Source organism: Streptomyces sp. NPDC038707 (assembly GCF_040636485.1).
Classification (GTDB): domain Bacteria; phylum Actinomycetota; class Actinomycetes; order Streptomycetales; family Streptomycetaceae; genus Streptomyces.
The window spans coordinates 1-25830 of record NZ_JBEZUP010000011.1 but is presented as its reverse complement, the minus strand read 5'-3'; the positions used below and the strand labels follow the sequence as shown (position 1 = coordinate 25830).

Here is a 25830-nt window from a genome sequence, read left to right as displayed (position 1 = left end):
GCCGCAGTCCTACCCCGGACCGCTTCGAAGCTTTCACCACGCCGCACATGTGAAGCTTCTGCGTAGATATCGAAACTCTTCTGTCGTTATTGACCGTCTTGTCGGTATCCGGCCGTCCAGGAGTCGGTCACTTCAGGACAGCTTCGCAACTGAACCGTCGCATAGTTCAGTTGGCCGTCAATTACGCAGTGACTACAGTGGTCCGCGACGGATCGGTGCCGCGGCCGGGTGCCGCCCGGTCCGTCCAGCTCTACCAACGGGGAAACGGGGAAGGGGTCGCGGTGGGCGACGGTGGCGGCTCGGGCATGAGGCGTGGCATCGATGCGCTGCAGGAGTTCAAGGACAAACTCGACGGCGCGCTGAAGGAATTCGAAGGCGGGCAAGGCGGGCCGTCCCAGATCGCGCAGCAGACGCTGAGCCGGTCGTCGTTCGGTGGTACGAACGCCCCGTTCGACGAGGCGACCGACCTGCATACGGCGTACGAGACCGTCCACTCACGCCTCACCCACCTCTCGAAGACGCTGGGAATGCACATCGAGGCACTGAAGCTCGCCTCGCACGCGGCGGATGCCACCTACGACGGCACCGAGGACCAGGTCCACCGGCGGTTCTGGCAGATCCGCATGGAACTTGGCGCGCAGTACCAGGACGAGGTGGCGAAGGGCACCGCCGGCAAGCAGGGGGCGGACGGCAAGTCGACGGGGAAGACGGACCTCAAGTGAGCGACGACTGGAAGCACAAGCCTGAGTACAAGTCCGCCGCGCAGCAGGTCGACAAGGAGGTGGGCCAGCAGGTCAAGCCCATCACGACCGCGCAGAACGTGCTGGCGCACATGCCGTTGTTCGGCGGGGTCCGGGTCAACCTCGTCGGCTCGACGAACTTCGAAGGCCACAAGCTCAACGACATGATCGACCTGGTCGAGCATGCCAATCCGGAGCACCTCGAACTGACCAGCAAGTCCCTGTTCGACGCGGGCAAGGACATCCGCAAGGCCGCGTCGGACCTGGAGCAGCATCTCAGGGTCGACTGGGAGGGCGAGGGTGCCGAGGCCTTCCACGCCTACACGCAGAAGCTCATCCACTACACCAACAGCCTCGCGGGATACGCCGACGCGGCCGGCACCCACCTGTCCGTAGCGGCCACAGGACTTGCCTCCGCCCGCATCTCCATGCCGCCCAGGGACACTCGACCGGCGGCCGAGCAGAAGCTGCCCACCGAGCTGCCCAAGGCCAAGCAGGTCGAGAGCGACCCCGACTACGCGGCCGCGCTGAAGGTCGAGAAGAACCGCCAAGAGGCCATCAACCAGATGAACCGGCTGGCCTCGTACTACAAGGTCGCGGCGACGGACCTGAGCAAGGCGAAGGAACCGGAGCCGATCGAGCCCATTCCGACCCTCGGAGTGCCCAAAGCCTTCGCTGACGACGTCAAGCGAGGGTACGGTTCGGACTCGACGTCGTCCGCGTCGACACCGACGGCTGCGGTCCGGGGCGATGCCGGTGACGGCCACGCCGCTGCGGCCACGTCGCACGGGACGACGGCTCACGGGACCACGGCTCACGGGCACGTGACCGTTCCCCCGCTCAAGGAAGTCCACGAGCCTGGTGCGCCCTCCGGCCACGACGTCGGCACGGAGATCAACACCACGACCACCCTGCCCCCGCAGGCGCCCACCACTCCGTCGCCCACCACTCCGACCCCCACTCTGCCGACGACCAGCGGCGGCGGACCGCTGCCGCCACTGCCCACCGGGCCGATGGCGCCCCCCGTCACGCCGACCGGGCGTACTCCCGGCTACGGGCCGGGCGGGCGACCTCCGGTGACGGCCCAGGGGCGTACCGGTCCTACAGGCACCGGAACCGGCCGAGTGCCGCAGGGCCCGACGGGAGAGCCGGGGCGTGCCGTCTCCACCGGCCGTGTCCCGCAAGGGCCGATGGGCCAGGCGGGGCGTTCGGTCCCGGGCAGCCGAGTGCCGCAGGGACCGGTGGGACAGGCCGCTCGTGCCATGGGACGCACGACCCCGCCGGGACAGCCGGCCGCACGCGGGCCCGTACAGTCCGGGCATGCCCCGACAGGCCGCCCCGTCACCGGGGGAATGCCGAGGACGACGGGCGCTTCCGGCGGGCGTACCGGAGCAACTGGTCCCACGGGGTCGGCGCGCAACGGTGTCGTGGGCGGCAAGCCCGTCACGGGCCGTACGTCCGGAAGCACGCCCAATCCCCGTGTGCCGCGCGGTATGGTCGTCGGCGCCGAGGAACCGTCCTCCGCCACGCCGCAGAAGGGCGCCATCGGTCAGCGAGGTGTCTTCGGTGCTCCCAGGATGCAGCCTGAAACCGGCGCGAGCCAGGCGGTACTGCGCTCGGCGGGCAACCCCGAGGGGGCCATCGGAGTGCCCCGCGGTGCGGCGAAGGGCTCCGAGTCCAGCGGCTCCGGGCTCGGGCGTGGTGCCGTGGGCGGCCGCCAGGGCTCGGACGGCGAGAGCGGTCGTACCGGCGGGACCGCCGAGAAGGAACAGCGCCGCTCGTCGCAGCAGCGGCGCGATGTGCCGAAGACGAGCGACTGAACACGAGCGAGGACACAGACAGGCATGAAGCCAGGGACCGGCCGACGCGGCTCGATGACGGCGCTCCTGACGCGGCGCAAGGTACGGCGTCTGTCCGCCGTGTGTTCGGCGCTGGGCGCGCTCGTCGTGACGTCGGCGACGCTTGCTCCGGAAGCGGCCGCTGTCGATATTCAGTCCAAAGAGTGGTACCTGGACTTCATGGGTGCTGACGACATCTGGAAGATCAGCACGGGCAAGGGGGTGAAGGTCGCCGTGATCGACAGTGGGGTCAATCCGGCGACTTCTTCCCTCAAGGGGCAGGTGCTGGTGGACGAAGTGCCCAAGTCTGTGTCTTACCACGTCACCCACGACAAAGCAGGGCACGGCACCTCCATGGCCGAGATCATCGCGGGTACGGGAGCCGGCGGGGGCATCAAGGGTCTCGCTCCGGACGCCAAAATCATTCCCTTCCGCATCGATGGTGGAGGGTTGGTGGGCGAGGAGATCGCCAGGACGCCCAGCGTGCCGAAAGCGATTCGGGCAGCCGCCGATACCGATGCAAAAATCATCAACATGTCTTTCACCGGTGGGGACATCCACGACGGCACGGACACCGCTGTCAAGTACGCGGTGACCAAAGGCAAATTGATCTTCGCCTCCATCGGCAACGACGGCGACAAGGGCAATATGCCCTCCTATCCGGCCAACTTCCCCGGCGTCATCGGCGTGTCCGCCCTCGACAAGACCGGAACGGTGGCCAAGTTCTCCACGTTCAACAACTACGTGGACCTCTCGGCTCCGGGTTTGCACATCCCCTCCTGGTGCGACGGCACGTTCACCGAGTACTGCGACACCGACGGCACCAGCCCCGCCTCAGCCATCGCCTCCGCGTCCGCCGCCCTGATCTGGTCCGCTCACCCGGACTGGACGGCCAACCAGGTCCTGCGCTCCCTCGTCGACACCGCCGCCCGTTCCTGGCCGAAGGACACACCCAGCAGGTACCTCGGCTACGGCGGTGTCCGCCCGCGCCGAGTGCTCATCAACAAGGACATCGACCCCGGGCCGCCCGACGTCGATCCGCTCGCCGCCCAGAACGGCACGCTGACGGCGTCCCCGAGCTCCTCGGCCAGGACACCGTCCGGGAAACCGGGCAAGGAGACGGGTTCCGCCAACGGTCCCACCTCCGCCCCCGCCGCGAAGGACACCGATTCCGGCAGCGGCACCCAGACCTGGGTGATCATCGGTGCCGTAGCCGCCGTACTGGTCATCGGAGGCGCCGGTTTCGCCGTGCTGCGCGCACGCCGTAACGCCTGAGCGGTCTCCCGCATACCTGCTCATTCGCCGAGTGAGCAGAGACCCGCTTGCCATCAGTGCTGACGCCCGACACATGACTCAGCGCCCGGCAAGGTCAGTTCACACAGAAAGGCATGGAAATGGCGACGCAGCGCCAGAAGGTAAGTGACAAGGACATCATCGTCCTTGAAAAGGAGCTTCTGCACCGTTTCGAGGGCATCAAGGGCCAGCTGAAGGAACTGCAGGCCCTCATCGACAGCCTCGAGGGCAACTGGAAGGGCATCGGCGCCGGCGCGTTCAACGCCAAGCAGACCGAGATCAACGAGCGCATGGTCCGCATCGGCAACATCCTCGCCAAGTTCATCGAGGCCATGAGCACCACCCGGAAGATCAAGGACGGCACGGAGGACGAGGTCCGCTCGCAGGTCCAGAGCATCGACGTCAGCGTCGGCGGCTCGACTTCGGCCCTGTCCAGCTACTGATCCCCGCCAGGTCACCACTTTTCAGCAACGGAGCAATCATGGGCGTCAACAACAGCGGCGAGCTCGAAGTTTCCTACGGCAGTCTCGATGAGACCGCCACCCAGCTGGCCAACCACGCGCGGCGGCTCGAGGAGGGCCTCGAGGCCATCAAGCAGAAGGTCGCCGGCGTCGCCAGCATGTGGGAGGGCGAGGCCCACAACGCCTACACCGAGCAGCAGGCCGCCTGGGACCGCGAGGCCCAGGGCATCCACGAGGCCCTGGTCCAGATCGGCAAGGTCGTGCACGCGGCCGGCGGTGACTACCAGGGCGGCGACCGGAAGGCCGCCAGCTACTTCATGTAAGCGGCACCGGCACGGTACCGACCGGCACGGTACGGACCGGCGCGACAGGGCAAAAGGGTGGGCACGCACGGGAGGTGCCCACCCTCTGTCGTGCCGGGCGCACCGGCCCTACGAGGGAACCGGGACGATGCTCGTGCCGAAGCGCCGGCACCCGATCGGTGGTAATCACCCACACGTCGGCGCCGTACGCGTCGCCGATACGGATGACGTACCCGCTCGGGGCTACTGGATCCGAGGCGGCTGCCACCGCGGCAGCGTTGCGCGGGCGTCCATGGCCCCTGAGGCGGATGTACGCGACCTCGGTGCGACACTCGCGTACGCCCCCCTGCCCCCCTGAGCCACACGGCCCCGAACGGACGACTCCCGGTCACCGCGCGTACCCGTCACCGACCGCCTAGATCCTGGCCGGCATGACGAACGGTCCGGTGATCCCGGAGCCCGTCTCGCACCCCAGCAGGCCCGACAGGGCGCGGCTGGAGTCGTGCAGGACACGGAGGTGATCCTTCCGTGCGGCGGCAGGTGGTTCGGCGTTCTCGTGAGCGGTGCGTACCTCTCCCCGGACCAGCTGTGTGGTCCCGTCGAACTTCGCGCTGGCGCAGTCGAAGTACAGGAAGGCGGTCTTGGTCCCCACGAGCGCCGTCTTTCCCATGCGATACCGCGTGAAATCCGTGGCAGTCGCGCGCTCCCGGGGAAGCCTCCGGCTCAGTGAGAACTCCACCTCTACGGATGCGGGCCCGGACGATTTCGTATAGGCGCCGCAAAAACTCAGTCCCGTTTCATCGGTCTTACCCGTCAAATACTGGGCGGCAAGCTGCTCGGCGGTCCGTCGGGGCTCGCCCAGGTACTCGGCCTTCGTCGACGCGGGAGTATCAGCGAGCCGAAGCATGGCAGCCTTGGCTTCCGCGCTCAGGACCTGTGAGCAGGAATGACCGGTGTTGTTCTGATGGGCTGGGTCCTTGGACTGCGCATCACCCTCCTGACATCCGGTGACTGCGAGCGCGACCGTGAGCAGCATGGCGCCGAGAAGCAGCGGCCTCGTTCGGTGAGCGGTTCGGCTAGGCATTGGGCAGCACCCCCCGCTGGCTTTCTCCATCGGTACCCTTCACATAGCCGCTGTTCAAAGCCTCTTCCAGGTCCTGCCCGAACCCATCGTCGTCGTGACGGATCCCGTGGTTGCGCATGAAGCTTTCCATTGGCGCCGCGGCGGCTTTGTGGCCGACTCGGTAGACTTCGCTGGTCTGTTGGTGCACGGAAGCCGCACTGTCGTGCTGCATCGTCTCGGCGCCGTCACTGATCACATTCGCGATCTGCTGTCCGATCGCGCCCGTGCCGGCGTCGGTGAACACGGGAATGAGGGTGCCGGCTACTCCGGCTGCGGCCACCGGGGGGAGGAAAGCGGCGCCGGCCGCGATACCGACACCGGCACCGAACTGAATCCAGCCGGCTTTCTTCTCCAGGCTCTTGTTGTAGGCCTCGTCCCTTGCGAGTCCTTCGGCCCTGACCTGGTCCGCCCGGGATTGATCCAGGATGCCCTGAATCTCTGCCCCGGTACGGACTACCTCCCGTGCGTGTGGCTGGTTGATGTGACCGTCGTGAACTTGGGATTCCAAGGCGGTGGTTCCGTAGACCTGCTGAGCGGTAGAGATTTCAGAATAGCCGTCGGGGTGCTGTCCGACCGCACTCAGGAACTTGATTGCGTTTCCATCGCCGAACTGCGCGTGTCCGGTCGAGTTCGCCGGATAGTACAGACTGTCCGTACGGTTTTCGTTCAGGGCCCAGTTCAGGTCATCGATGTAACCGGCTCCCATTCGACCGAGGCTGTCCGCTAGGGGATCCTGGATCCTTTCCGGATCGCCGTATGTCTCCACGACCTTCGCCATGACAGCGGCTGAGACGCTGTCGCGACGTAATGTCGGTGCCGGGTCGTCGTAGGAGTGTCCCAACGTGGCAGCCTCCAAGGCATGGCCCAGAGCGTCCGGCCCGCCTTCGCGGGCGTGCGCGGCGGCGTCGCTGCCGGGGGCCGCCAGGCTGTCGGGCGCCCACTCGACATCCTTCTTCGTCAACTCATCGAAGTACGTATAGCCCAAGGCGGCACCCTTCTTCACCGTGCCGTCCTCGTTGTACACCGTCGGGCGGATGTCGTCGGAGAAGAACTTCTTCGCCGCCTCGGGGCTGTGCCCCAGCCCCTCGAGCACGCTCGTGAGCGGATCGTACCCGGCACCGTCCTTGCCCGACGGGTTGAACCCCCAGTTCGTGTCGGCTCCGCCCGGCATCGGCTTGTTGCGCATGAAGAAATCGGGGTTCTTGTGATGCAGCTGGACGATATGTTCTGCGATCGGGCTGATGAATCTCGGGTCATAGCGTCCGTACCGCAGCAGGCCGCCGAGAATCTGATAACCGAAAGGCAAGGTCGTTGCCCCGGGATACAGCTCGATCGGCTTTGTGCCCAACTTTCTGAACCGTTCACCCCAGGAAGACGGCAGATGTGCCTTGTTGTCCGGGTCGGTTGCGGTGGCCAGCGCGGTTCCCAGGTTCCGTTGAAGCTGCCTGGTCAGTTCCAGACGCTTCTTGTCATCGCCCTCGGTGCCGTCGAGCGACATGCGGCCGTAGAACTCCAGCAATTTTTCGGGGCCGCCGAGTGATGCGTAGAACGCTGTGCTGAAGTCTGGGTTCTTCGCGTTCCATTTGATAATGGAATTGAATTCTGCGAGTTGGCGATCGCTCATCCTGGTGCCCAACCCGGCCAATTCGGTGGCCCGCTGTTGCTCTGCGTCGTCGAGTGAAGTGTATGTTTCGTGCCCGAAGTCATGTGCATCGCTGCCGTGGCTCTTGGCGAGGGCGCGCGCCACCGAAGCATCGATCTCTTGGCCGTGGGCCACCAGGTTGGCGATGCGCGTCGCCAGTTCGTGAGCTTTGCCGAGTTCCTCCTCGGTGCGGGTGTCGTCCGTCGTCCGGTCGTGAGGAAAGAAGACATGGATCACCGGGCCCTCGCCCTGGCTCCCGTACTCGTACACCTTGACGCCGAGCGCGGGAGCTTCCTCCTCGAGGGCAGTCCTCAATTTCTTCTGGACGGCGACGAGTTCCCTGTGCGCGTCGTCGAGAACCTTGTAGATGCTTTCGGCCTCGGCGTGTGCGTCCCTGAACTCCTTGGCCGTTTTACGGACGAACTCGCGGGTGACATCAGAGTTGACTCCAGCCCACCGTGCGCTCTCGGCCCTGGCTCGTAACCCTCCCTCGGCTCTGGTCGCCAAGGTATCGAGCTTGTCCACAACCGACTTCCAGTCGGTGACACTGGCCTCCAGCTTGCTCAGATCGACTTCTGTCAGGCCGCTCATCGAGACGGTCACCATGACTCCCGTTACTTGAAGTACTTACTCAGCTCGGATACGGGTGTGGCGGAACCGTCTGCCCGTTTCAGAGACGCGGCGATCAGGGCATCATCGTGCGTATGGGTCTTCTGTGAGTAATTGAGGTGATTCGAGATCGTCGCGCAGGCTTGCAGGAGCGAGTTCACCTGGCTCGTCCAAGTCCTGACGGAACTCGACAGCGCCGGCCCGGTGGCGAAACCGTGACTCCTGAGCTCGTTCGCGGCCTGCGCGGTGGTGCCGGCGCTCCGCCCGTCGGAGCCCATGCCGTCGATGTCCGCCTGCTTGCGAAGCGCATCATGCAGCGCATAGGCCTCATGCCCAATGGCGCCCAGGTCGTCCTGGTGCACTATCAAGTCCTTGCCGCCCCCACCGGCGCTGTCGGCCAGTTGGTCCAACTGGGTACGGGGCGTCCTTTCCGTGCTTGCTTGACGCTTCAGGTCTTCCCACTCATCCCAGGCCATCGGGGCTCCTTGCTCGGACCGGCGATTCACCGCGCGCGATGCGACGCTAATGACGAGCCGCCTGACGCTGCAAGGACAATCGGTGAAGTAGGCCGTAACCGGTCCCTCGGCCGCCGTGCCGCAAAAACGCCGGATCCCGGCAGTCGAATGGCTGCCGGGATCCGGTAGGTGCGCATCTGGTGCCGCAGGCCGGGAGGTGACTCAGTACTCCACTTCCACCAACCCCGTCTGAACCAACGGCTTCCCCCGCTTGCGGGAGACGAAGACGCCGCGGCCCGCCGGCATCGGTCGGGGGCGGACTCCGCCGAGGATGTCGCCCTCGGCCGGGTCGCCGGCCAGGATCAGGCCCTGGGCGCCGAGTTCCTTCATGCGCTGCATGAACGGCTCGTACGAGGCCCGGCCCGCGCCCGCGGAGGAGCGGGCGATGATGAAGCGCACGCCCACGTCGCGGGCGAACGGCAGCATTTCCGTCAGACCGCTGAGCGGGTTGCCGCTGGACGTGGAGACCAGGTCGTAGTCGTCGATGACGACGAACACCTGCGGTCCCCGCCACCAACTGCGGTCGCGCAACTGCTGCGGTGTGACGTCCGCCGTCGGCGTGCGGCGCTGCATGAGGTCGGCCAGCGCCGTCATGTGATGGTCCATCTGGCTGGACATGGGGATGTACTCCGCCAGGTGGGAGGCGGGGGTCACGTCCAGCAGGGCGCGGCGGTTGTCGACCACGAAGAACTTCGCCTCGTCGCCGCCGTACCGCAGCGTCAGCTGCCGGATCAGCAGCCGCAGCAGGTTGGACTTGCCGGACTCGCTCTCGCCGAAGATCAGGAAGAACGGGTCCTGGTCGAAGTCGACGAACACCGGCTCCAGGTTCTCCTCGTCGAGCGCGAACGCGACGCCCCGCCGCGGGAAGCGGTCGCCCGGCGGCAGATCGGCCGCGTCCAGCCGGCGCGGCAGCAGCCGTACCTTGGGGGCGCCCGGCGCCTGCCAGTGCCGTCCGACCTCGGTGGTGAGCGCGGCCGTGGCCTCGGCCAGGTCCGTGTCGGAGGTGAGGCCGTCGATCCGCGGAACCGCCGCCATGAAGTGCAGCTTCTGCGGGGTCAGACCGCGGCCGGGGACCCCGGCAGGCACGTTCGCCGCCACCTTGCGGTCGATCTCCGAGTCCATCACGTCGCCCAGGCGCAGCTCCAGGCGGTTCATCAGATGGTCCTTCAGGTTCGCGCGGACCTCCATCGAGCGGGACGCGGTGATGACGAGGTGGATGCCGTAGCCGAGGCCACGCGCGGCGATGTCCAGGACCGCGGGCTCCAGGCCCTCGTAGTCCGTACGGAAGTTGCCCCAGCCGTCGATGACCAGGAAGACGTCGCCCCAGGGCTGGTCGGTGACCGAGATGTCGCCGCGGGCGCGCCGCGCGCGGTAGTCGGCGATCGAGGCGATGCCGGCCGTACGGAAGTACTCCTCGCGGCGGGTCAGGACGCCGTACACCTCGGAGACCGTACGGCGCACCCGCTCCGGGTCCAGGCGGGAGGCGATGCCGCCGACGTGCGGCAGGCCGTCCACCGCGGCCATTCCGCCGCCACCGAAGTCGAGGCCGTAGAACTGCACCTCGTGCGGGGTGTGGGTGAGTGCGAAGCCGCAGATCAGGGAGCGCAGCAGGGTGGACTTGCCGGACTGCGGGCCGCCGATGATCTGCATGTGGCCGGCCGCGCCCGAGAAGTCCAGGAGCAGGCGGTCGCGGCGCTGCTCGTACGGCTTGTCGACCAGGCCGGCCGGGACCACCAGGCGGCCCGCGCCCTCGTAGTTCGGCTGGGTCAGACCGCGGCCCGGCACCGCCGCCAGGCCCGGCAGCAGCGCGTCGAGTGCCGGCGGGCTCTCCAGCGGCGGCAGCCACACCTGGTGGGCCGCCGGGCCCTGCGCCTCCAGCCGGCGCACGATCACGTCGAGGACGGTGTCGGCCAGCGCCTCGTCCACCTCGGGCTCGGAGTCGGTGCGCTGCTGCGGGATCGCCGTGTACCGCACCGGCACCTCGGTGGCCGTGAACAGCACCGGGCGGCGGTCCACCGGGAGGCGCCCGCCGGCGGACAGGGCCGTCTGCCGGCCGCCGGAGCGGTAGACGCCGGAGACGTAGGCGGCCTTGAACCGGACCATCTCGTCGGTGCCGTACTTCAGGAAGCCGGAGCCGGGGACGTTCGGCAGTTCGTAGGCGTCGGGCACGCCGAGCGCGGCCCGGGACTCGGCCGCGGAGAAGGTGCGCAGACCGATCCGGTACGAGAGGTAGGTCTCCAGGCCGCGCAGCCGGCCCTCCTCCAGGCGCTGCGAGGCCAGCAGCAGGTGCACGCCCAGCGAACGGCCGATCCGGCCGATCTGCACGAACATCTCGATGAAGTCCGGCTTGGCGGTCAGCAGCTCGCTGAACTCGTCGATCACCAGCACCAGGGACGGGATCGGCTGGAGCGGGGCGCCGGCCGCGCGGGCCTTCTCGTAGTCGTGGATGTTGGCGTAGTTGCCCGCGTCGCGCAGCAGCTCCTGGCGGCGGTTCAGCTCGCCGCGGATGGAGTCGCCCATGCGGTCGACCAGGGTCAGGTCGTCCGCGAGGTTGGTGATGACCGCCGCCACGTGCGGCATCTGCGCCATGCCGGCGAAGGTGGCGCCGCCCTTGAAGTCGGCGAGGACGAAGTTCAGGGTCTCCGAGGAGTGGGTGACCGCGAGGCCCAGCACGAGGGTGCGCAGCAGCTCCGACTTGCCGGAACCGGTGGCGCCGACGCACAGGCCGTGCGGGCCCATGCCCTCCTGCGCGGCCTCCTTCAGGTCCAGCATCACGGGCCGGCCGTCCTCGCCGAGGCCGATCGGCACCCGCAGGCGTTCGGCGAGGGCGCGCGGGCGCCAGGTCCGCTTGGTGTCGACGGAGGCCGCGTCGCCGAGGCCGAGCAGGTCGGTGAACTCCAGGTTGGCGAGCAGCGGCTCGTCGTCGTCACCGCCGGAGGCCATGCGCAGCGGCGCCAGCTGCCGGGCCAGCGCCTCGGCGGACTCGTAGGACAGCGCGTCGGGGCTGCCCTCGTACACCTCGCCGTGCCCGGACTCCAGGCGCAGCAGGCCGGGCTGGACGACGATGGACAGGTCGCCGCCCGCCGTGGTCAGCTCGCCCGGCACCACCTCCAGGACCGTGACGCCCTGGAGGCCCTCCGGGTTGGCGAGCACCGAGTCCGGCAGCAGGGACAGGTCGTCCAGGACGAGCACGATGTGCGGTTCGTCCAGCAGCGGCGCCGCGGCGGGATGGAAACGCGGCCGGCCGGTCAGCCGGGTGGCCAGCAGGTCCTCCAGCTCGCGCGGGTCGGAGCCGATGAGCCGGCGCGAGCCCGCGCCGTCCACCGCGCCGGGTGCCTGCGCGTGCGGCAGCCACTTCACCCAGTCCCAGTGCGCCAGCGCCTCCCGGCCCGCGGCCACCGCGATGACCAGGTCCTGCGGGGAGTGCAGCGAGGCCAGCGAGCCGACCAGGGCGCGGGCCGAGGCCCGTACGGACTGCGGCTCGCCGCTGACCGTGACGTGGTAGAAGGCGCGCAGGGACACCGCCATCGGCAGGTCGCCGACACTGCCGTGCGCGGCGAGGAAGCGCTGCATCGCGCCCGCGGTCAGCGGCTCCAGCTGCTCGACGGGTCCCGTCTCCGGGGCGACGAGCGGGGTCGCCAGCGGCTGTGCGCCCAGGCCGATGCGGACGTGCGCGAAGTCCTCGTCGCCGGGCCGCCGCTCCCACACCCGGCTGCCCTCGGCGACCAGCGCCCAGAGCTGCTCGGGGGAGGGGTGCAGGTAGTACTGCGCGTCCCGCTGCTTCCCGGCCGTGGCCACGGCGGACCGGCGGGTCTGCGACAGATAGCTGAGGTAGTCGCGGCGCATGTCGGCCAGCTGGCCCTGCGAGCCGCGGCGGAAGCGGACCACCATCGCGATGGACATGGCCACCGTCGAGGCGATCATGATCATGCCCATGATCTTCATGAACGGCTGGCCGTTCGTGAAGAAGAAGACCACGGAGCCGCCCATGCCCAGGGTGGGCAGGAGCTGCATCAGCACGCTCTCCTGATGCCCCCGCGGCAATTCGGGCGGTGGCTGGACAACGACCTCTTCCGTGGGCACTTCGGACGGAAGCGCCCTAGGGGGGCGCTTGACGACAATCTGGCTCACCGCTCACCAATTCCCTTGCCCGACCCAGGCGTTCCGCCCGCCGCCCCGTGTCCGGCGGGCGCAGGCCGCCGCGCGATCCTACTGAGTTCACGCCCCACGGGTGAGCGGTAGGGTGCCGGATGTTCGCGTGAGCACACGCCGAGCAGGCTGGACATACCGGGGCAAACCCCTCAAGGGAGAGGGGGAGCGGCCCCGGAATCCCGCCCCACGGCAGCCGGGTCGCCGCGCACCGGGCGAACCGGCACGGGACCTTCACGACACGGACGCACCATCACCACTGAGCACGACGACGCACCACCACCACTGAGCACCACACAGACGCACCACCACCACTGAGGGGGAGCAGCAGGTGAGCATGACGGCCGCCGCCACCGGCGGACCCGGGACGGGAGCCCCTTCCGGTTCCGGGTCCGGCACCGGACTCGGCTTCTGCCGGGTCACCATCGTCGCGCCGGACAGCCGTATCGACGTGGCCCTGCCCGACGACGTCCCGGTCGCCGACCTCTACCCGGAGATCCTCCGGCTGTCCCAGCAGAGCCCCGCGGCCGGCGCCCCGGTCGGCTACCACCTGGTCCGCACCGACGGCACCGTGCTGGACAGCGCCCGGTCCTTCGCCGCCCAGCGCATCCTCGACGGCGAACTGCTCACCCTGCGCCCGTTCGCCGAGTCCCTGCCGCCGGCCGTCTTCGACGACGTCGCCGAGGCCGTGGCCTCCTCCGTCACCAAGCAGCACAAGCTGTGGAGCGGCGACCTGACCCGGGCCGCCGGCCTGGCCGGCGGCGGTGTGCTGCCCGCCCTGCTCGCGTTCGTCGCGTGGACCGCCGACCCGCGCCACGACATGCACGGCCTGGCCGGCATCCTCGCCGCCGTCACCGGCGTCCTGCTCGTCGTGCTCTCCGCCGTCCGCGCCCGCGTCTACGACGACCGCGGCTCGGCCGTCGCCCTCGGCCTCGGCGCACTGCCGGGCATCGGCGTCGCCGGCAGCGGACTGCTGCCGCTGAGCGCCGGGGAGGGCATCGGCAGACTCCAGTTCCTGCTGGCGTGCGCGGCCGTCCTCGTCGCCGCCCTCGTCCTCGCCCTGTGCTCACCGCACGGCGACGGCCCCTTCGTCGCCTTCGTGTCCGCCTCCGCGGTCGCCCTGGTCGCCGTCTTCATCGCGACCCTCACCGACTGGGCCCCCCGGGAGACCGCCGCCCTGTGCGCCCCGGTCGCCGTCTGCGGGCTCGCCTTCCTGCCCGGCCTGTCCATGCGGTTCGCCCGGCTGCCGATCGGCTTCGAGAACCCCAGCAGCGGCGGCACCCCCCGCCCCGCCTACGGCGCCGAGCCCGCCGCGCAGGAAACGGTGGACACCGAGCGCATCGAGGCACAGGCGCGGCGCGGCCACGAACTCCTCGTCGGCATGGTCGGCGGCTGCGCGCTGCTCGCCGTGGGCGCCTGCGCCGTGCTCGGCTTCTCCGACGACGTCTGGGCCCAGCTGCTCGCCCTCGCCACCGGCATCGCCATGCTCATGCGCGCCGGCCTGTTCCGCTACACCGCCCAGGTCGCCCCCGTGCTCGCCGCCGGCCTCACCTGCCTGGTGCTGCTCGGCCTAGGCCTCGCCCTCAACCCGCCGGACCACGTCATGCGCGCCGCCCTGGCCGGTGACCGCACCGACCTCGACATCCGCACCATCTGGCTGATCGCGGCCATCGCCCTGGCCACGGCCCTGGTCACGGCCCTCGGCCTGATCCTGCCGCGCGGCGGCCTGACCCCCTTCTGGGGCCGCTTCCTGGAGATCTGCGAGGGCTTCGTCCTGCTCACCCTGATCCCGCTCGCCCTGGCCGTCTTCGACGTGTACGCCAAGGCCCGCGCCATGACCAGCTGACGCGGACACGACGCGAAAAGGGGCGGTACGCGCGCGTACCGCCCCTTCTCACGCCGCGCCGCTCACTTCACTGCACGTCCAGGCCCCCGTTGTGCGCCATCGGCTTCAGATCGAACTCCCCGTCGCGCGCCCCGAGCACGAACGCGGTCCACTCCGCCTCCGTGTAGCGCAGCACGGTGTCCGGGTCGAGCGAGGACCGCATCGCCACCGCACCCCCGGGCAGGTACGCGATCTCGACCCGCTCCTCGTGCTCCTCCGTACCCGGCGCGCAGTGCCACTCCACGCCCGAGATGTCGAGCGCGTACAGCTCGTCCCGCTCGCGCTCCTTGCGCGCCTTCATCTCCGCTTCCGTTTCCGCCATCTGCGGCGACCCCTTCCCGAGGTAGGTACGATCCCGGGGCTCACCCTAGTGGCGCGCGCCACCGGGGCGGCGGCGTTCGCCGACCGGGCGCAAGGCGCCCGCGATCGCCTGGTACCCTGAGTGACGGCCGTTTGTGTACGCACCCCCGGAACCGTCCGTGTTCTGGAGGCCGCGCCCAGCGGATCCCCGCCTCCCGAGTAACGGAAGCTCCCCCGAGACGTAGACCGGGGGCACTCGGTGGCCACTCACACACCATGAGGAGTACGCGTGTCGCTCGACGCCGCTACGAAGAAGCAGATCATCGCCGAGTTCGGTACCAAGGAGGGTGACACCGGCTCCCCCGAGGTCCAGGTCGCTCTGCTCTCCCGTCGGATCTCCGACCTGACGGAGCACCTCAAGACCCACAAGCACGACCACCACTCCCGCCGTGGCCTGCTGATCCTGGTCGGTCAGCGCCGCCGGCTGCTGCAGTACCTGGCGAAGAAGGACATCCAGCGCTTCCGTGCGCTGGTCGACCGTCTCGGCATCCGCCGCGGTGCGGCGGGCGGCGCCAAGTAAGTCGCCATGAGGGGAGCGGTTCCCGACGACTCGGGGACCGCTCCCTTTGCCGTATGCGGGACTGAGCCGCACACACGGTCACCACGGCCGTACACGTGGAAACGTGCGGAGTGTCACTCACGCTTTGTAGTGTGGTAGCACGACGCACCGCGTAGAAGACAGAACGAGGAGAAGCGCACCCAGTCGCCGCCGGTCCTCGGTAGTGGCCCCCGGGGAGAAGCCCCGGGTGCTTCGATCGAAGACCGGCCCGCACCGCACGGAGCGCCTCTCCACACGCCGTCCCCCTGCCACACGGGCAGGCACAGGACGAAGACGAGGAGAAAACGCTAGTGGAGAACGAGACCCACTACGCCGAAGCCGTCATCGACAACGGCCCCTTCGGCACCCGCACCATCCGCTTCGAGACGGGCCGCCTGGCCAAGCAGGCCGCCGGCTCCGCCGTGGCGTACCTGGACGACGACACCATGGTGCTGTCGGCCACCACCGCTTCGAAGAACCCCAAGGACCAGCTCGACTTCTTCCCGCTGACGGTGGACGTCGAGGAGCGGATGTACGCCGCCGGCAAGATCCCCGGCAGCTTCTTCCGCCGTGAGGGCCGGCCCTCCGAGGACGCCATCCTCACCTGCCGCCTCATCGACCGTCCGCTGCGCCCGTCCTTCAAGAAGGGCCTGCGCAACGAGATCCAGGTCGTCGCCACGATCATGGCCCTCAACCCCGACCACCTGTACGACGTCGTGGCGATCAACGCCGCGTCCGCGTCGACGCAGCTGGCCGGCCTGCCCTTCTCCGGCCCGATCGGCGGCGTCCGCGTCGCGCTGATCAGCGGCCAGTGGGTCGCCTTCCCGACCCACACCGAGCTGGAGGACGCCGTCTTCGACATGGTCGTCGCCGGCCGTGTCCTGGAGGACGGCGACGTCGCGATCATGATGGTCGAGGCCGAGGCCACCGAGAAGACCATCAAGCTGGTCGAGGGCGGCGCAGGGGCGCCGACCGAGGAGGTCGTCGCCGCCGGTCTGGAGGCCGCCAAGCCCTTCATCAAGGTGCTGTGCCGCGCCCAGGCCGACCTCGCCGCCAAGGCCGCCAAGCCGACCGCCGAGTTCCCGATCTTCCTGGACTACCAGGACGACGTGTTCGAGGCCCTGACCGCGGCCGTCCGCCCCGAGCTGGCCCAGGCGCTCACCATCGCCGGCAAGCAGGAGCGCGAGGCCGAGCTGGACCGCGTCAAGGCGCTCGCCGCCGAGAAGCTCCTTCCGGAGTTCGAGGGCCGCGAGAAGGAGATCTCCGCCGCGTACCGCTCGCTCACCAAGCAGCTGGTCCGCGAGCGCGTGATCAAGGAGAAGAAGCGCATCGACGGCCGTGGCGTGACGGACATCCGTACGCTCGCCGCCGAGGTCGAGGCCATCCCGCGGGTGCACGGCTCCGCGGTGTTCGAGCGTGGCGAGACCCAGATCCTGGGCGTCACCACCCTCAACATGCTCCGCATGGAGCAGCAGCTGGACACCCTCTCCCCGGTGACCCGCAAGCGCTACATGCACAACTACAACTTCCCGCCGTACTCCACCGGCGAGACGGGCCGCGTGGGCTCCCCGAAGCGCCGCGAGATCGGCCACGGCGCCCTCGCCGAGCGCGCCCTCGTGCCGGTGCTGCCCGCGCGCGAGGAGTTCCCGTACGCGATCCGCCAGGTCTCCGAGGCGCTGAGCTCCAACGGCTCGACCTCCATGGGCTCGGTCTGCGCCTCCACCATGTCGCTGCTGAACGCCGGTGTGCCGCTGAAGGCCCCGGTCGCCGGTATCGCCATGGGCCTGATCTCCCAGGAGATCGACGGCGAGACGCACTACGTCACCCTCACCGACATCCTCGGTGCGGAGGACGCCTTCGGCGACATGGACTTCAAGGTCGCCGGCACCAAGGAGTTCGTCACCGCCCTCCAGCTCGACACCAAGCTGGACGGCATCCCGGCCTCCGTCCTGGCCGCGGCCCTCAAGCAGGCCCGCGACGCCCGTCTCCACATCCTCGACGTGATGATGGAGGCCATCGACCGGCCCGACGAGATGTCCCCGAACGCCCCGCGGATCATCACCGTCAAGATCCCGGTCGACAAGATCGGTGAGGTCATCGGCCCCAAGGGCAAGATGATCAACCAGATCCAGGAGGACACGGGCGCCGAGATCACCATCGAGGACGACGGCACGATCTACATCGGTGCCGCCGACGGTCCCTCGGCGGAGGCCGCCCGCGCCACGATCAACGGCATCGCCAACCCGACGATGCCCGAGGTCGGCGAGCGCTACCTGGGTACGGTCGTGAAGACGACCACCTTCGGTGCGTTCGTCTCCCTGCTGCCCGGCAAGGACGGTCTGCTGCACATCTCGCAGATCCGCAAGCTCGCCGGCGGCAAGCGCGTGGAGAACGTCGAGGACGTCCTCGGCGTGGGCGCGAAGGTCCAGGTCGAGATCGCCGAGATCGACTCCCGCGGCAAGCTCTCCCTGATCCCCGTGATCGAGGGCGAGGAAGGCTCTGACGAGTCGAAGGACGACGCCGAGCAGTGACGTCCCGTAGCTCGAAGGCGACGGCCCGCCCCTCCTCGGAGGCGCGGGCCGTCGCCCGTACCCAAACCCTCATCAAGGGCAGCAACGGCATCGGCACGGTCCGCAAGACCACCCTCCCGGGCGGCCTGCGCATCGTCACCGAGACGCTGCCCTCGGTCCGCTCCGCGACCTTCGGCATCTGGGCCCACGTCGGCTCCCGCGACGAGACCCGGTCCCTGAACGGCGCCACGCACTACCTGGAGCACCTGCTCTTCAAGGGCACGGCCCGCCGCAGCGCACTCGACATCTCCGCCGCGCTCGACGCGGTCGGCGGCGAGATGAACGCGTTCACGGCCAAGGAGTACACGTGCTACTACGCACGCGTGCTCGACACCGACCTGCCCCTGGCCATCGACGTGGTCTGCGACATGCTGACCGGCTCGCTGATCCTCGAAGAGGACGTCGACGTCGAACGCGGCGCGATCCTCGAAGAGATCGCCATGACCGAGGACGACCCCGGCGACTGCGTGCACGACCTGTTCGCGCACACCATGTTCGGCGACAACGCCCTCGGCCGCCCGGTCCTCGGCACCGTCGACACGGTCAACGCCCTCACCGCCGACCGCATCCGCCGCTTCTACAAGAAGCACTACGACCCGACCCACCTCGTGGTCGCCTGCGCCGGCAACGTCGACCACGCCAAGGTCGTCCGCCAGGTCCGCGCGGCCTTCGAGAAGGCCGGCGCCCTCAGGAACCCGGAGGCGCTGCCCATCGCCCCGCGCGACGGCCGCCGTACGCTCCGCACCGCCGGCAAGGTCGAACTGCTCGGCCGCAAGACCGAGCAGGCGCACGTCGTCCTCGGCATGCCCGGTCTCGCCCGCTCCGACGACCGCCGCTGGGCCATGGGCGTGCTCAACACCGCCCTCGGCGGCGGCATGTCCTCCCGTCTCTTCCAGGAGGTCCGGGAGAAGCGCGGCCTCGCCTACAGCGTGTACTCGTACACCTCCGGCTTCGCCGACTGCGGCCTGTTCGGCGTCTACGCCGGCTGCCGGCCCAGCCAGGTCCACGACGTGCTGCGGATCTGCCGCGACGAACTCGACCACGTCGCGCAGAACGGCCTCTCGGACGACGAGATCGCCCGCGCGATCGGCCAGCTGAGGGGCTCCACCGTCCTCGGCCTGGAGGACACCGGCGCGCTGATGAACCGTATCGGCAAGAGCGAGCTGTGCTGGGGCGAGCAGATGTCCGTGGACGACATGCTGGCGAAGATAGCCGCGGTCACCCCCGACGAGGTCCGCGCGGTCGCCCGCGACATCCTGGGACAGCGCCCGTCGCTGTCGGTCATCGGTCCGATCAAGGACAAGCAGGCCGCCCGGCTGCACGACGCGGTCGCCTGAAACACCACCGGTTAGGAAGCAGGAACATGAGCAAGCTGCGCGTGGCGGTCCTCGGTGCCAAGGGCCGGATCGGTTCCGAGGCGGTCAAGGCGGTCGAGGCCGCCGAGGACATGGAACTGGTCGCCGCCCTCGGCCGGGGCGACAAGCTGGAGACCCTCGCCGAGACCGGCGCCCAGGTCGCGGTCGAGCTGACCACCCCGGCCTCGGTCATGGGCAACCTCGACTTCTGCGTGCGCCACGGCATCCACGCGGTCGTCGGGACGACCGGCTGGACCGACGAGCGCCTCGCGCAGCTGAGGGGCTGGCTCGACCGGTCCCCGGAGACCGGCGTGCTCATCGCGCCGAACTTCTCCATCGGCGCCGTGCTCACGATGAAGTTCGCCCAGCTCGCCGCGCCGTACTTCGAGTCGGTCGAGGTGGTCGAGCTGCACCATCCGAACAAGGTGGACGCCCCCTCCGGCACCGCCACGCGCACCGCCCAGCTCATCGCCGAGGCCCGCCGGGCGGCCGGCACGGCCCCGGCGCCGGACGCCACCGCCACGGCCCTCGACGGCGCCCGGGGCGCGAGCGTCGACGGCGTCCCCGTGCACGCCGTCCGGCTGCGCGGCCTGCTCGCCCACCAGGAGGTGCTGCTCGGCGGCGAGGGCGAGACCCTGACCGTCCGGCACGACTCGCTGCACCACAGCAGCTTCATGCCGGGCATCCTGCTCGGCGCCCGCCGCGTGGTGACCACTCCGGGCCTCACCTTCGGCCTGGAACACTTCCTGGACCTGAGCTGAGCCCGAACACGTCATGCGCGCGAAGATCACCTACCTCGTCACGGCCGCCGTCCTGGTCTTCTACTTCGTCCTGGTCGGCAGCCGCGGCGTGATGCTCCTCCAGTCCGGCACGCTCCTCACCGTCACCTTCGGCGTGGCGGTGCTGATCCTGCCGGTCATCGGCGTCTGGTTCCTGTGGAAGAACACCCAGTTCGTCCGCAGGGCGAACCAGCTGGCCGCCGAACTGGAGGCCGAGGGCGGCCTGCCGGTGGACGAGCTGAAGCGCCTGCCCAGCGGCCGGATCGACCGTGACTCGGCCGACGAGGTCTTCGCCCGGCGCAAGGCCGAGACGGAGGCGTCCCCCGGCGACTGGCGCTGCTGGTTCCGCCTCGCCGTCGCCTACCACGACGCCCGCGACACCCCGCGGGCCCGCAAGGCCATGCAGAGGGCCATCGCCCTGCACGACGGAAAGCCCGTGCGGGCCTGACCCGGGCCCGCGACGCCCCGGCCGTACCCGCGCCCCGGCGTCCGCGGCCCGGCATCTGCGGCCCGGCACCCCGCGCCGGTGGCGTCTTTGGGGCGGTCAGTCGCGTCCGCACTCCGCCGCCCACGCCTCCACCGTGTCCGCGGCCCGGTCGAAGGCCATCGGCCGGCCCAGGAAATCCAGGGTGTGCGTGGTCAGCAGCGGCGGGGTGTCGTCGGGCGGCAGATCCGTGCGGACGAGGGCCAGCGCCTGACCCTGCACCGTGCGGGGCAGCCCCAGCCAGCGCACCGGCCGCTGCACCGTCCGCACCGACACCACCCGCGCCCACGGCAGCGTGCGCGTCCGCAGGAAGCCGGTCCGGCGCAGCCCTCGCCGGCTCACCCACACGCCCATGCGCAGCAGCCGCAGCGCGCCCGCGATGATCAGCAGCCCCGCGACGAGTACCGCCACGGCACTGGTCACCGAGCCGGTCAGCGCGGTGAACACCGCCCCGAACAGCACGAACGAGGCGAGCAGCAGCCACAGCGCGGCCATGCCCACCCGCCAGGGACCTGGCCGGTAGGGGCGCCGCCAGCGGTCCGGGTCGTCATGGGGCAGGGCACTCTCGGCTGCCGTCTCGAAGGTGCGGTCGGCCGTCGGAAAGGGCAGGGGCACGGCTGGTCCTCACTCGCTCCTCGCGGGGGCTGTGCCCGGAGGCTATCCGGCCGGGTGTGCGCCCACCAGCCGTGCGCGTCCGGACGTGTCAGCGCCCCGCGCTCAGCGCCCCTGGGACGCCTGGGACTGCTGCGCCGGCGCGTCGGACGGCGTGGAGAGCGCCGGCATGCCGGCTATCAGGGCCCCCACGATCCCGGCGACGAGGGTGAGGCCCAGCAGCCAGCGCCCGGCCAGTTCACCGAAGGACGCTCGCTGTCGGGGCGGGGGAGTCACATTGCTGCGGAACCTGTCCGCCTCGGCCAGGAAGGCGAAGGGTACGGGTTCTCGCCGACGGAACATGGCGGCTGCCGCTCCTTTCGGGAAACGAAGATCGAATGGGCATGCTTCACCGGTAAAGACGTTCGAGTGACACAAAAGGTGCCCCATGTCCGGAAAAAATCGCAGGCAAGGTCGCTTTCGTTCGCGGCCGAGTCCCCCCGTACAGTGGGCGCGAACCTCAAGCAGCAGTGGGAAGGACCTGTCCAACCGTGACCCGCACCCCGGATGAGCTGAAGATCGACCTGCGCAGTGACGTCACCGTCGAACTGGTCAAGCACAGCGCGGCGGACTCCGACGTGCTCTTCGCTGCCCGTGTGTCGACCATCGGGGAGCAGTCCCTGGACGAACTGAACAAGGACCCCGAGCGCTCCAAGGGCCTGATCAACTACCTGATGCGCGACCGGCACGGCAGCCCGTTCGAGCACAACTCGATGACGTTCTTCATCAGCGCCCCGATCTTCGTCTTCCGCGAGTTCATGCGGCACCGCGTCGGCTGGTCGTACAACGAGGAATCCGGCCGCTACCGCGAGCTCCAGCCGGTCTTCTACGTCCCCGACGCCGGCCGCAAGCTGGTCCAGGAGGGCCGGCCGGGCAAGTACGTCTTCGTGGAGGGCACCGAGGAGCAGCACGCCCTGACCGGACGCGCCATGGAGGAGTCGTACCGCCAGGCCTACGCCACCTACCAGGAGATGCTCGCCCAGGGCATCGCCCGCGAGGTCGCCCGCGCGGTCCTCCCCGTCGGCCTGTACTCCTCCATGTACGCCACCTGCAACGCGCGCTCCCTGATGCACTTCCTCGGCCTGCGCACCCAGCACGAGCTGGCCAAGGTGCCCTCCTTCCCGCAGCGGGAGATCGAGATGGTGGGCGAGAAGATGGAGGCGGAGTGGGCGAAGCTCATGCCGTTGACGTACGCCGCCTTCAACGCGAACGGGCGTGTGGCTCCGTAAGGAACCTTGTCCCCGCACCGGGAACGGGCGTACGGATCAGCCTCGCGAAGTGTCCGTATTGCGGCATTTGTAGAAGTTCATCTAGCCTGATCAAACGGACCCGGCACTGCTTGAACCCCCGAGCAGGCAGTGCCGGGCTCCTTCTTTGTCCTGACTTTCCCGACACCCCACGAGCAGACCCCGCATCCAGCACCGAGTAGCGTGTTACCCATGGCTCCGACCTCGACTCCGCAGACCCCCTTCGGGCGGGTCCTCACCGCCATGGTCACGCCCTTCACGGCGGACGGCGCACTCGACCTCGACGGCGCGCAGCGGCTCGCCGCCCACCTGGTGGACGCAGGCAACGACGGCCTGATCGTCAACGGCACCACCGGCGAGTCCCCCACCACCACCGACGCGGAGAAATCGGACCTGGTACGAGCCGTCCTGGAAGCCGTCGGCGACCGCGCCCACGTCGTCGCCGGAGTCGGAACCAACGACACCCACCACAGCGTCGAGCTGGCCCGCGAGGCCGAGCGCGCCGGCGCGCACGGCCTGCTGGTCGTCACGCCGTACTACAACAAGCCCCCCCAGGAGGGCCTGTACCGGCACTTCACGACCGTCGCCGACGCCACCGGCCTGCCGGTCATGCTCTACGACATCCCCGGCCGCAGCGGCGTCCCGATCAACACGGAGACCCTGGTCCGGCTCGCGGAGCACCCCCGGATCGTCGCCAACAAGGACGCCAAGGGCGACCTCGGCCGCGCGAGCTGGGCCATCGCGCGCTCCGGTCTCGCCTGGTACTCCGGCGACGACATGCTGAACCTCCCGCTGCTCTCGGTCGGCGCGGTCGGCTTCGTCTCGGTCGTCGGCCACCTGGTCACCCCCGACCTGCGCGCCCTGGTGGACGCGTTCGTCTCCGGTGACGTCGTCAAGGCCACCGAGATCCACCAGAAGCTGCTCCCGGTGTACACCGGCATGTTCCGCACCCAGGGCGTGATGACCACCAAGGCCGCCCTCGCGCTCCAGGGCCTGCCCGCCGGACCGCTGCGCTCGCCCATGGTCGAGTGTTCCGCCGAGGAGATCGCCCAGCTCAAGATCGATCTTGCTGCCGGCGGGGTACAGCTCTGATTAAAGACTTGGCACCACAGCACGGGCTTCACAACTGAATCGACAACCGCAGACGCGGGCCACCGGTGCCCGCACCCCACACAACAACTGCTTCTGCACGAACGTCATGCGCGCCACGTGCCCGACCGGTACGTGGCGCGCGTGGTTGAGGAGAGTCTTTTGAGTCATCCGCATCCTGAACTCGGCCCGCCCCCGCCGCTCCCCCAGGGCGGCCTGCGGGTCACCCCGCTCGGCGGCCTCGGCGAAATCGGCCGGAACATGACGGTGTTCGAGTACGGTGGCCGCCTGTTGATCGTCGACTGCGGAGTGCTCTTCCCCGAGGAGGAGCAGCCCGGAATCGACCTGATCCTGCCGGACTTCTCGTCCATCCGGGACCGCCTCGACGACATCGAGGGCATCGTCCTCACGCACGGTCACGAGGACCACATCGGCGGTGTCCCCTTCCTGCTCCGCGAGAAGCCGGACATCCCGCTGATCGGCTCCAAGCTCACGCTGGCCCTGATCGAGGCCAAGCTCCAGGAGCACCGGATCCGCCCGTACACCCTGGAGGTGGCGGAGGGGGACCGCGAGCGCGTCGGCCCGTTCGACTGCGAGTTCATCGCCGTCAACCACTCCATCCCGGACGCCCTGGCCGTCGCCATCCGCACCCCCGCCGGCATGGTGGTGCACACCGGCGACTTCAAGATGGACCAGCTGCCGCTGGACAACCGCCTCACGGACCTGCACGCCTTCGCGCGGCTGAGCGAGGAGGGCATCGACCTCCTCCTCACCGACTCCACGAACGCCGAGGTCCCGGGCTTCACCCCGCACGAGCGCGACATCTCCAACGTCCTGCGGCAGGTCTTCGCCGGCGCCCGCAAGCGGATCATCGTGGCGAGCTTCGCCAGCCACGTCCACCGCATCCAGCAGATTCTGGACGCGGCGCACGAGTACGGCCGCCGGGTCGCCTTCGTCGGCCGCTCCATGGTCCGCAACATGGGCATCGCCCGCGACCTGGGCTATCTGAAGGTCCCGGCGGGCCTGGTGGTCGACGTCCGGGCGCTGGACGACCTGCCCGACGAACAGGTGGTCCTGGTCTGCACGGGCTCCCAGGGCGAGCCGATGGCGGCCCTGTCCCGGATGGCCAACCGCGATCACCAGATCCGCATCGTCGACGGCGACACGGTCATCCTCGCCTCCTCGCTGATCCCGGGGAACGAGAACGCGGTCTACCGCGTGATCAACGGCCTGACCCGCTGGGGCGCCCACGTCGTCCACAAGGGCAACGCCAAGGTGCACGTTTCCGGCCACGCGTCCGCGGGCGAGCTGCTGTACTTCTACAACATCTGCCGCCCGAGAAACCTGATGCCGGTGCACGGCGAGTGGCGCCACCTGCGGGCCAACGCCGAGCTGGGCGCCCTGACCGGCGTCCCGCACGACCGGATCGTCATCGCCGAGGACGGCGTGGTGGTCGACCTGGTCGCGGGCAAGGCCAAGATCTCCGGGAAGGTCCAGGCCGGATACGTCTACGTCGACGGCCTGTCGGTCGGCGACGTCGGCGAGCCGGCCCTGAAGGACCGCAAGATCCTCGGGGACGAGGGCATCATCTCGGTCTTCGTCGTCATCGACTCCTCCACCGGCAAGATCACCGGAGGCCCGCACATCCAGGCCCGCGGCTCCGGCATCGAGGACTCGGCGTTCGCCGCCGTCATCCCGAAGATCACGGACTCCCTGGAGCGGTCCGCCCAGGACGGCGTGGTGGAGCCCCACCAGCTCCAGCAGCTGGTCCGCCGGACCCTCGGCAAGTGGGTCTCGGACACCTATCGCCGCAGGCCGATGATCCTGCCCGTGGTCGTGGAGGTCTGACGGCCCGTCGGCACTGACCTGGAGCGGGGCGCCTCGATTTGCATCGAGGCGCCCCGCTCCAGTACGTTTACGGCTCCGCCCACCCGGGAACCCCAGCACTTCAGGTGCTGGACATGGTCGCCCGGAGCGGGTGGGAAAACCGGCTCAGAACTTCTGATAAAGTCGGAACCGCCGGAAAGGGAAACGCGAGAGCGGGAACCTGGAAAGCACCGAGGAAATCGGATCGAGAAAAGATCTGATAGAGTCGGAAACGCAAGACCGAAGGGAAGCGCCCGGAGGAAAGCCCGAGAGGGTGAGTACAAAGGAAGCGACCGTTCCTTGAGAACTCAACAGCGTGCCAAAAGTCAACGCC

Annotated in this window: 21 protein-coding genes; 14 read left to right on the top strand and 7 right to left on the bottom strand. The window is 69.2% G+C overall.

The features are described from left to right. Positions 1-305 precede the first annotated feature (305 nt). The 5 genes from AB0E62_RS17130 to AB0E62_RS17110 all read left to right on the top strand — a co-directional run bounded on the left by AB0E62_RS17130 (position 306) and on the right by AB0E62_RS17110 (position 4655). Entirely contained in the window at positions 306-722 is a 417-nt protein-coding gene (locus tag AB0E62_RS17130; RefSeq protein WP_362193544.1) for a hypothetical protein, read from the top strand. Next, the gene (locus AB0E62_RS17125; protein WP_362193541.1) at positions 719-2560 is read left to right on the top strand and encodes a hypothetical protein; all 1842 of its coding nucleotides are present in this window, start codon (positions 719-721) and stop codon (positions 2558-2560) included. Before AB0E62_RS17130 ends, AB0E62_RS17125 begins: the two co-directional genes overlap by 4 nt. Before the next feature lie 198 nt (positions 2561-2758). Further along, positions 2759-3853 (top strand): S8 family serine peptidase, encoded by a 1095-nt coding sequence (locus AB0E62_RS17120; protein WP_362194036.1) that lies wholly within the window; start codon positions 2759-2761, stop codon positions 3851-3853. Between the two features lie 119 nt (positions 3854-3972). Then, positions 3973-4314 carry a WXG100 family type VII secretion target gene (locus AB0E62_RS17115; RefSeq protein WP_189756285.1) on the top strand — a complete coding sequence of 114 codons (342 nt, stop codon included), beginning with the start codon at positions 3973-3975 and terminating at the stop codon, positions 4312-4314. Between the two features lie 38 nt (positions 4315-4352). Next, on the top strand, positions 4353-4655 hold the full coding sequence (locus AB0E62_RS17110; protein WP_030619120.1) for a WXG100 family type VII secretion target: 303 nt from the start codon (positions 4353-4355) through the stop codon (positions 4653-4655). Between the two features lie 394 nt (positions 4656-5049). Here the strand turns inward: AB0E62_RS17110 and AB0E62_RS17105 are convergent, their stop codons facing one another. The 4 genes from AB0E62_RS17105 to eccCa form a co-directional block, all read right to left on the bottom strand. After that, the gene (locus tag AB0E62_RS17105; RefSeq protein ID WP_362193537.1) at positions 5050-5670 is read right to left on the bottom strand and encodes a hypothetical protein; all 621 of its coding nucleotides are present in this window, start codon (positions 5668-5670) and stop codon (positions 5050-5052) included. A 40-nt stretch (positions 5671-5710) separates the two neighbouring features. Continuing rightward, complete coding sequence (locus tag AB0E62_RS17100; RefSeq protein WP_362193534.1) at positions 5711-8005, bottom strand: DUF6571 family protein; 2295 nt, start codon at positions 8003-8005, stop codon at positions 5711-5713. Between the two features lie 8 nt (positions 8006-8013). Continuing rightward, positions 8014-8484, bottom strand: coding sequence for a hypothetical protein (locus AB0E62_RS17095; RefSeq protein WP_362193531.1), 471 nt, complete (start codon positions 8482-8484; stop codon positions 8014-8016). A gap of 201 nt (positions 8485-8685) precedes the next feature. After that, positions 8686-12654, bottom strand: coding sequence for a type VII secretion protein EccCa (eccCa, locus tag AB0E62_RS17090; protein WP_362193528.1), 3969 nt, complete (start codon positions 12652-12654; stop codon positions 8686-8688). A 355-nt stretch (positions 12655-13009) separates the two neighbouring features. Between eccCa and eccD the strand changes: the two genes are divergently transcribed. Next, positions 13010-14518, top strand: a complete 1509-nt coding sequence (gene eccD / locus AB0E62_RS17085) for a type VII secretion integral membrane protein EccD (RefSeq protein ID WP_362194033.1) — start codon at positions 13010-13012, stop codon at positions 14516-14518. 67 nt (positions 14519-14585) lie between these two features. On the opposite strand, the gene AB0E62_RS17080 is transcribed toward eccD, so the two are convergent. After that, positions 14586-14879, bottom strand: coding sequence for a DUF397 domain-containing protein (locus AB0E62_RS17080; protein ID WP_030619136.1), 294 nt, complete (start codon positions 14877-14879; stop codon positions 14586-14588). Between the two features lie 267 nt (positions 14880-15146). On the opposite strand from AB0E62_RS17080, the gene rpsO reads away from it, so the two are divergent. The 5 genes from rpsO (at position 15147) to AB0E62_RS17055 (ending at position 20607) form a co-directional block, all read left to right on the top strand. Then, on the top strand, positions 15147-15437 hold the full coding sequence (gene rpsO, locus AB0E62_RS17075; RefSeq protein WP_030784803.1) for a 30S ribosomal protein S15: 291 nt from the start codon (positions 15147-15149) through the stop codon (positions 15435-15437). Between the two features lie 329 nt (positions 15438-15766). Then, entirely contained in the window at positions 15767-17986 is a 2220-nt protein-coding gene (locus tag AB0E62_RS17070) for a polyribonucleotide nucleotidyltransferase (protein WP_362193524.1), read from the top strand. Beyond that, positions 17983-19362 (top strand): pitrilysin family protein, encoded by a 1380-nt coding sequence (locus tag AB0E62_RS17065; RefSeq protein WP_362193521.1) that lies wholly within the window; start codon positions 17983-17985, stop codon positions 19360-19362. Before AB0E62_RS17070 ends, AB0E62_RS17065 begins: the two co-directional genes overlap by 4 nt. A 26-nt stretch (positions 19363-19388) precedes the next feature. Continuing rightward, entirely contained in the window at positions 19389-20141 is a 753-nt protein-coding gene (gene dapB / locus AB0E62_RS17060; protein WP_362193518.1) for a 4-hydroxy-tetrahydrodipicolinate reductase, read from the top strand. 13 nt (positions 20142-20154) lie between these two features. Beyond that, positions 20155-20607: a hypothetical protein gene (locus AB0E62_RS17055; RefSeq protein ID WP_362193515.1), complete on the top strand. Its 453-nt coding sequence runs from the start codon at positions 20155-20157 to the stop codon at positions 20605-20607. A gap of 96 nt (positions 20608-20703) precedes the next feature. Here the strand turns inward: AB0E62_RS17055 and AB0E62_RS17050 are convergent, their stop codons facing one another. Both AB0E62_RS17050 and AB0E62_RS17045 read right to left on the bottom strand, forming a co-directional pair. Beyond that, entirely contained in the window at positions 20704-21258 is a 555-nt protein-coding gene (locus AB0E62_RS17050) for a hypothetical protein (RefSeq protein WP_362193512.1), read from the bottom strand. A 102-nt stretch (positions 21259-21360) separates the two neighbouring features. Next, on the bottom strand, positions 21361-21597 hold the full coding sequence (locus AB0E62_RS17045; protein ID WP_030784786.1) for a hypothetical protein: 237 nt from the start codon (positions 21595-21597) through the stop codon (positions 21361-21363). A gap of 188 nt (positions 21598-21785) precedes the next feature. Here AB0E62_RS17045 and thyX point away from each other — a divergent pair, with 188 nt between their 5' ends. From thyX to AB0E62_RS17030, 3 genes are all read left to right on the top strand, one after another. Then, positions 21786-22523 (top strand): FAD-dependent thymidylate synthase, encoded by a 738-nt coding sequence (gene thyX / locus AB0E62_RS17040; protein ID WP_362193508.1) that lies wholly within the window; start codon positions 21786-21788, stop codon positions 22521-22523. A gap of 210 nt (positions 22524-22733) precedes the next feature. Further along, positions 22734-23633, top strand: a complete 900-nt coding sequence (gene dapA / locus AB0E62_RS17035; protein WP_362193505.1) for a 4-hydroxy-tetrahydrodipicolinate synthase — start codon at positions 22734-22736, stop codon at positions 23631-23633. Positions 23634-23792: 159 nt separating this feature from the next. After that, positions 23793-25478 (top strand): ribonuclease J, encoded by a 1686-nt coding sequence (locus AB0E62_RS17030; RefSeq protein WP_362193502.1) that lies wholly within the window; start codon positions 23793-23795, stop codon positions 25476-25478. The last annotated feature ends 352 nt before the right edge of the window (positions 25479-25830 follow it).

Excerpts from the sequence above, each read along its gene's own strand:
- AB0E62_RS17130 (WP_362193544.1), top strand. The coding sequence starts at position 306 with ATGAGGCGTGGCATCGATGCGCTGCAGGAGTTCAAGGACAAACTCGAC.
- AB0E62_RS17120 (WP_362194036.1), top strand. The coding sequence starts at position 2,759 with ATGGGTGCTGACGACATCTGGAAGATCAGCACGGGCAAGGGGGTGAAG.
- AB0E62_RS17115 (WP_189756285.1), top strand. The coding sequence starts at position 3,973 with ATGGCGACGCAGCGCCAGAAGGTAAGTGACAAGGACATCATCGTCCTT.
- AB0E62_RS17110 (WP_030619120.1), top strand. The coding sequence starts at position 4,353 with ATGGGCGTCAACAACAGCGGCGAGCTCGAAGTTTCCTACGGCAGTCTC.
- AB0E62_RS17105 (WP_362193537.1), bottom strand. The coding sequence starts at position 5,670 with ATGCTGCTCACGGTCGCGCTCGCAGTCACCGGATGTCAGGAGGGTGAT.
- AB0E62_RS17100 (WP_362193534.1), bottom strand. The coding sequence starts at position 8,005 with ATGGTGACCGTCTCGATGAGCGGCCTGACAGAAGTCGATCTGAGCAAG.
- AB0E62_RS17095 (WP_362193531.1), bottom strand. The coding sequence starts at position 8,484 with ATGGCCTGGGATGAGTGGGAAGACCTGAAGCGTCAAGCAAGCACGGAA.
- eccD (WP_362194033.1), top strand. The coding sequence starts at position 13,010 with ATGACGGCCGCCGCCACCGGCGGACCCGGGACGGGAGCCCCTTCCGGT.
- AB0E62_RS17080 (WP_030619136.1), bottom strand. The coding sequence starts at position 14,879 with ATGGCGGAAACGGAAGCGGAGATGAAGGCGCGCAAGGAGCGCGAGCGG.
- dapB (WP_362193518.1), top strand. The coding sequence starts at position 19,389 with ATGAGCAAGCTGCGCGTGGCGGTCCTCGGTGCCAAGGGCCGGATCGGT.
- AB0E62_RS17055 (WP_362193515.1), top strand. The coding sequence starts at position 20,155 with ATGCGCGCGAAGATCACCTACCTCGTCACGGCCGCCGTCCTGGTCTTC.
- AB0E62_RS17045 (WP_030784786.1), bottom strand. The coding sequence starts at position 21,597 with ATGTTCCGTCGGCGAGAACCCGTACCCTTCGCCTTCCTGGCCGAGGCG.
- dapA (WP_362193505.1), top strand. The coding sequence starts at position 22,734 with ATGGCTCCGACCTCGACTCCGCAGACCCCCTTCGGGCGGGTCCTCACC.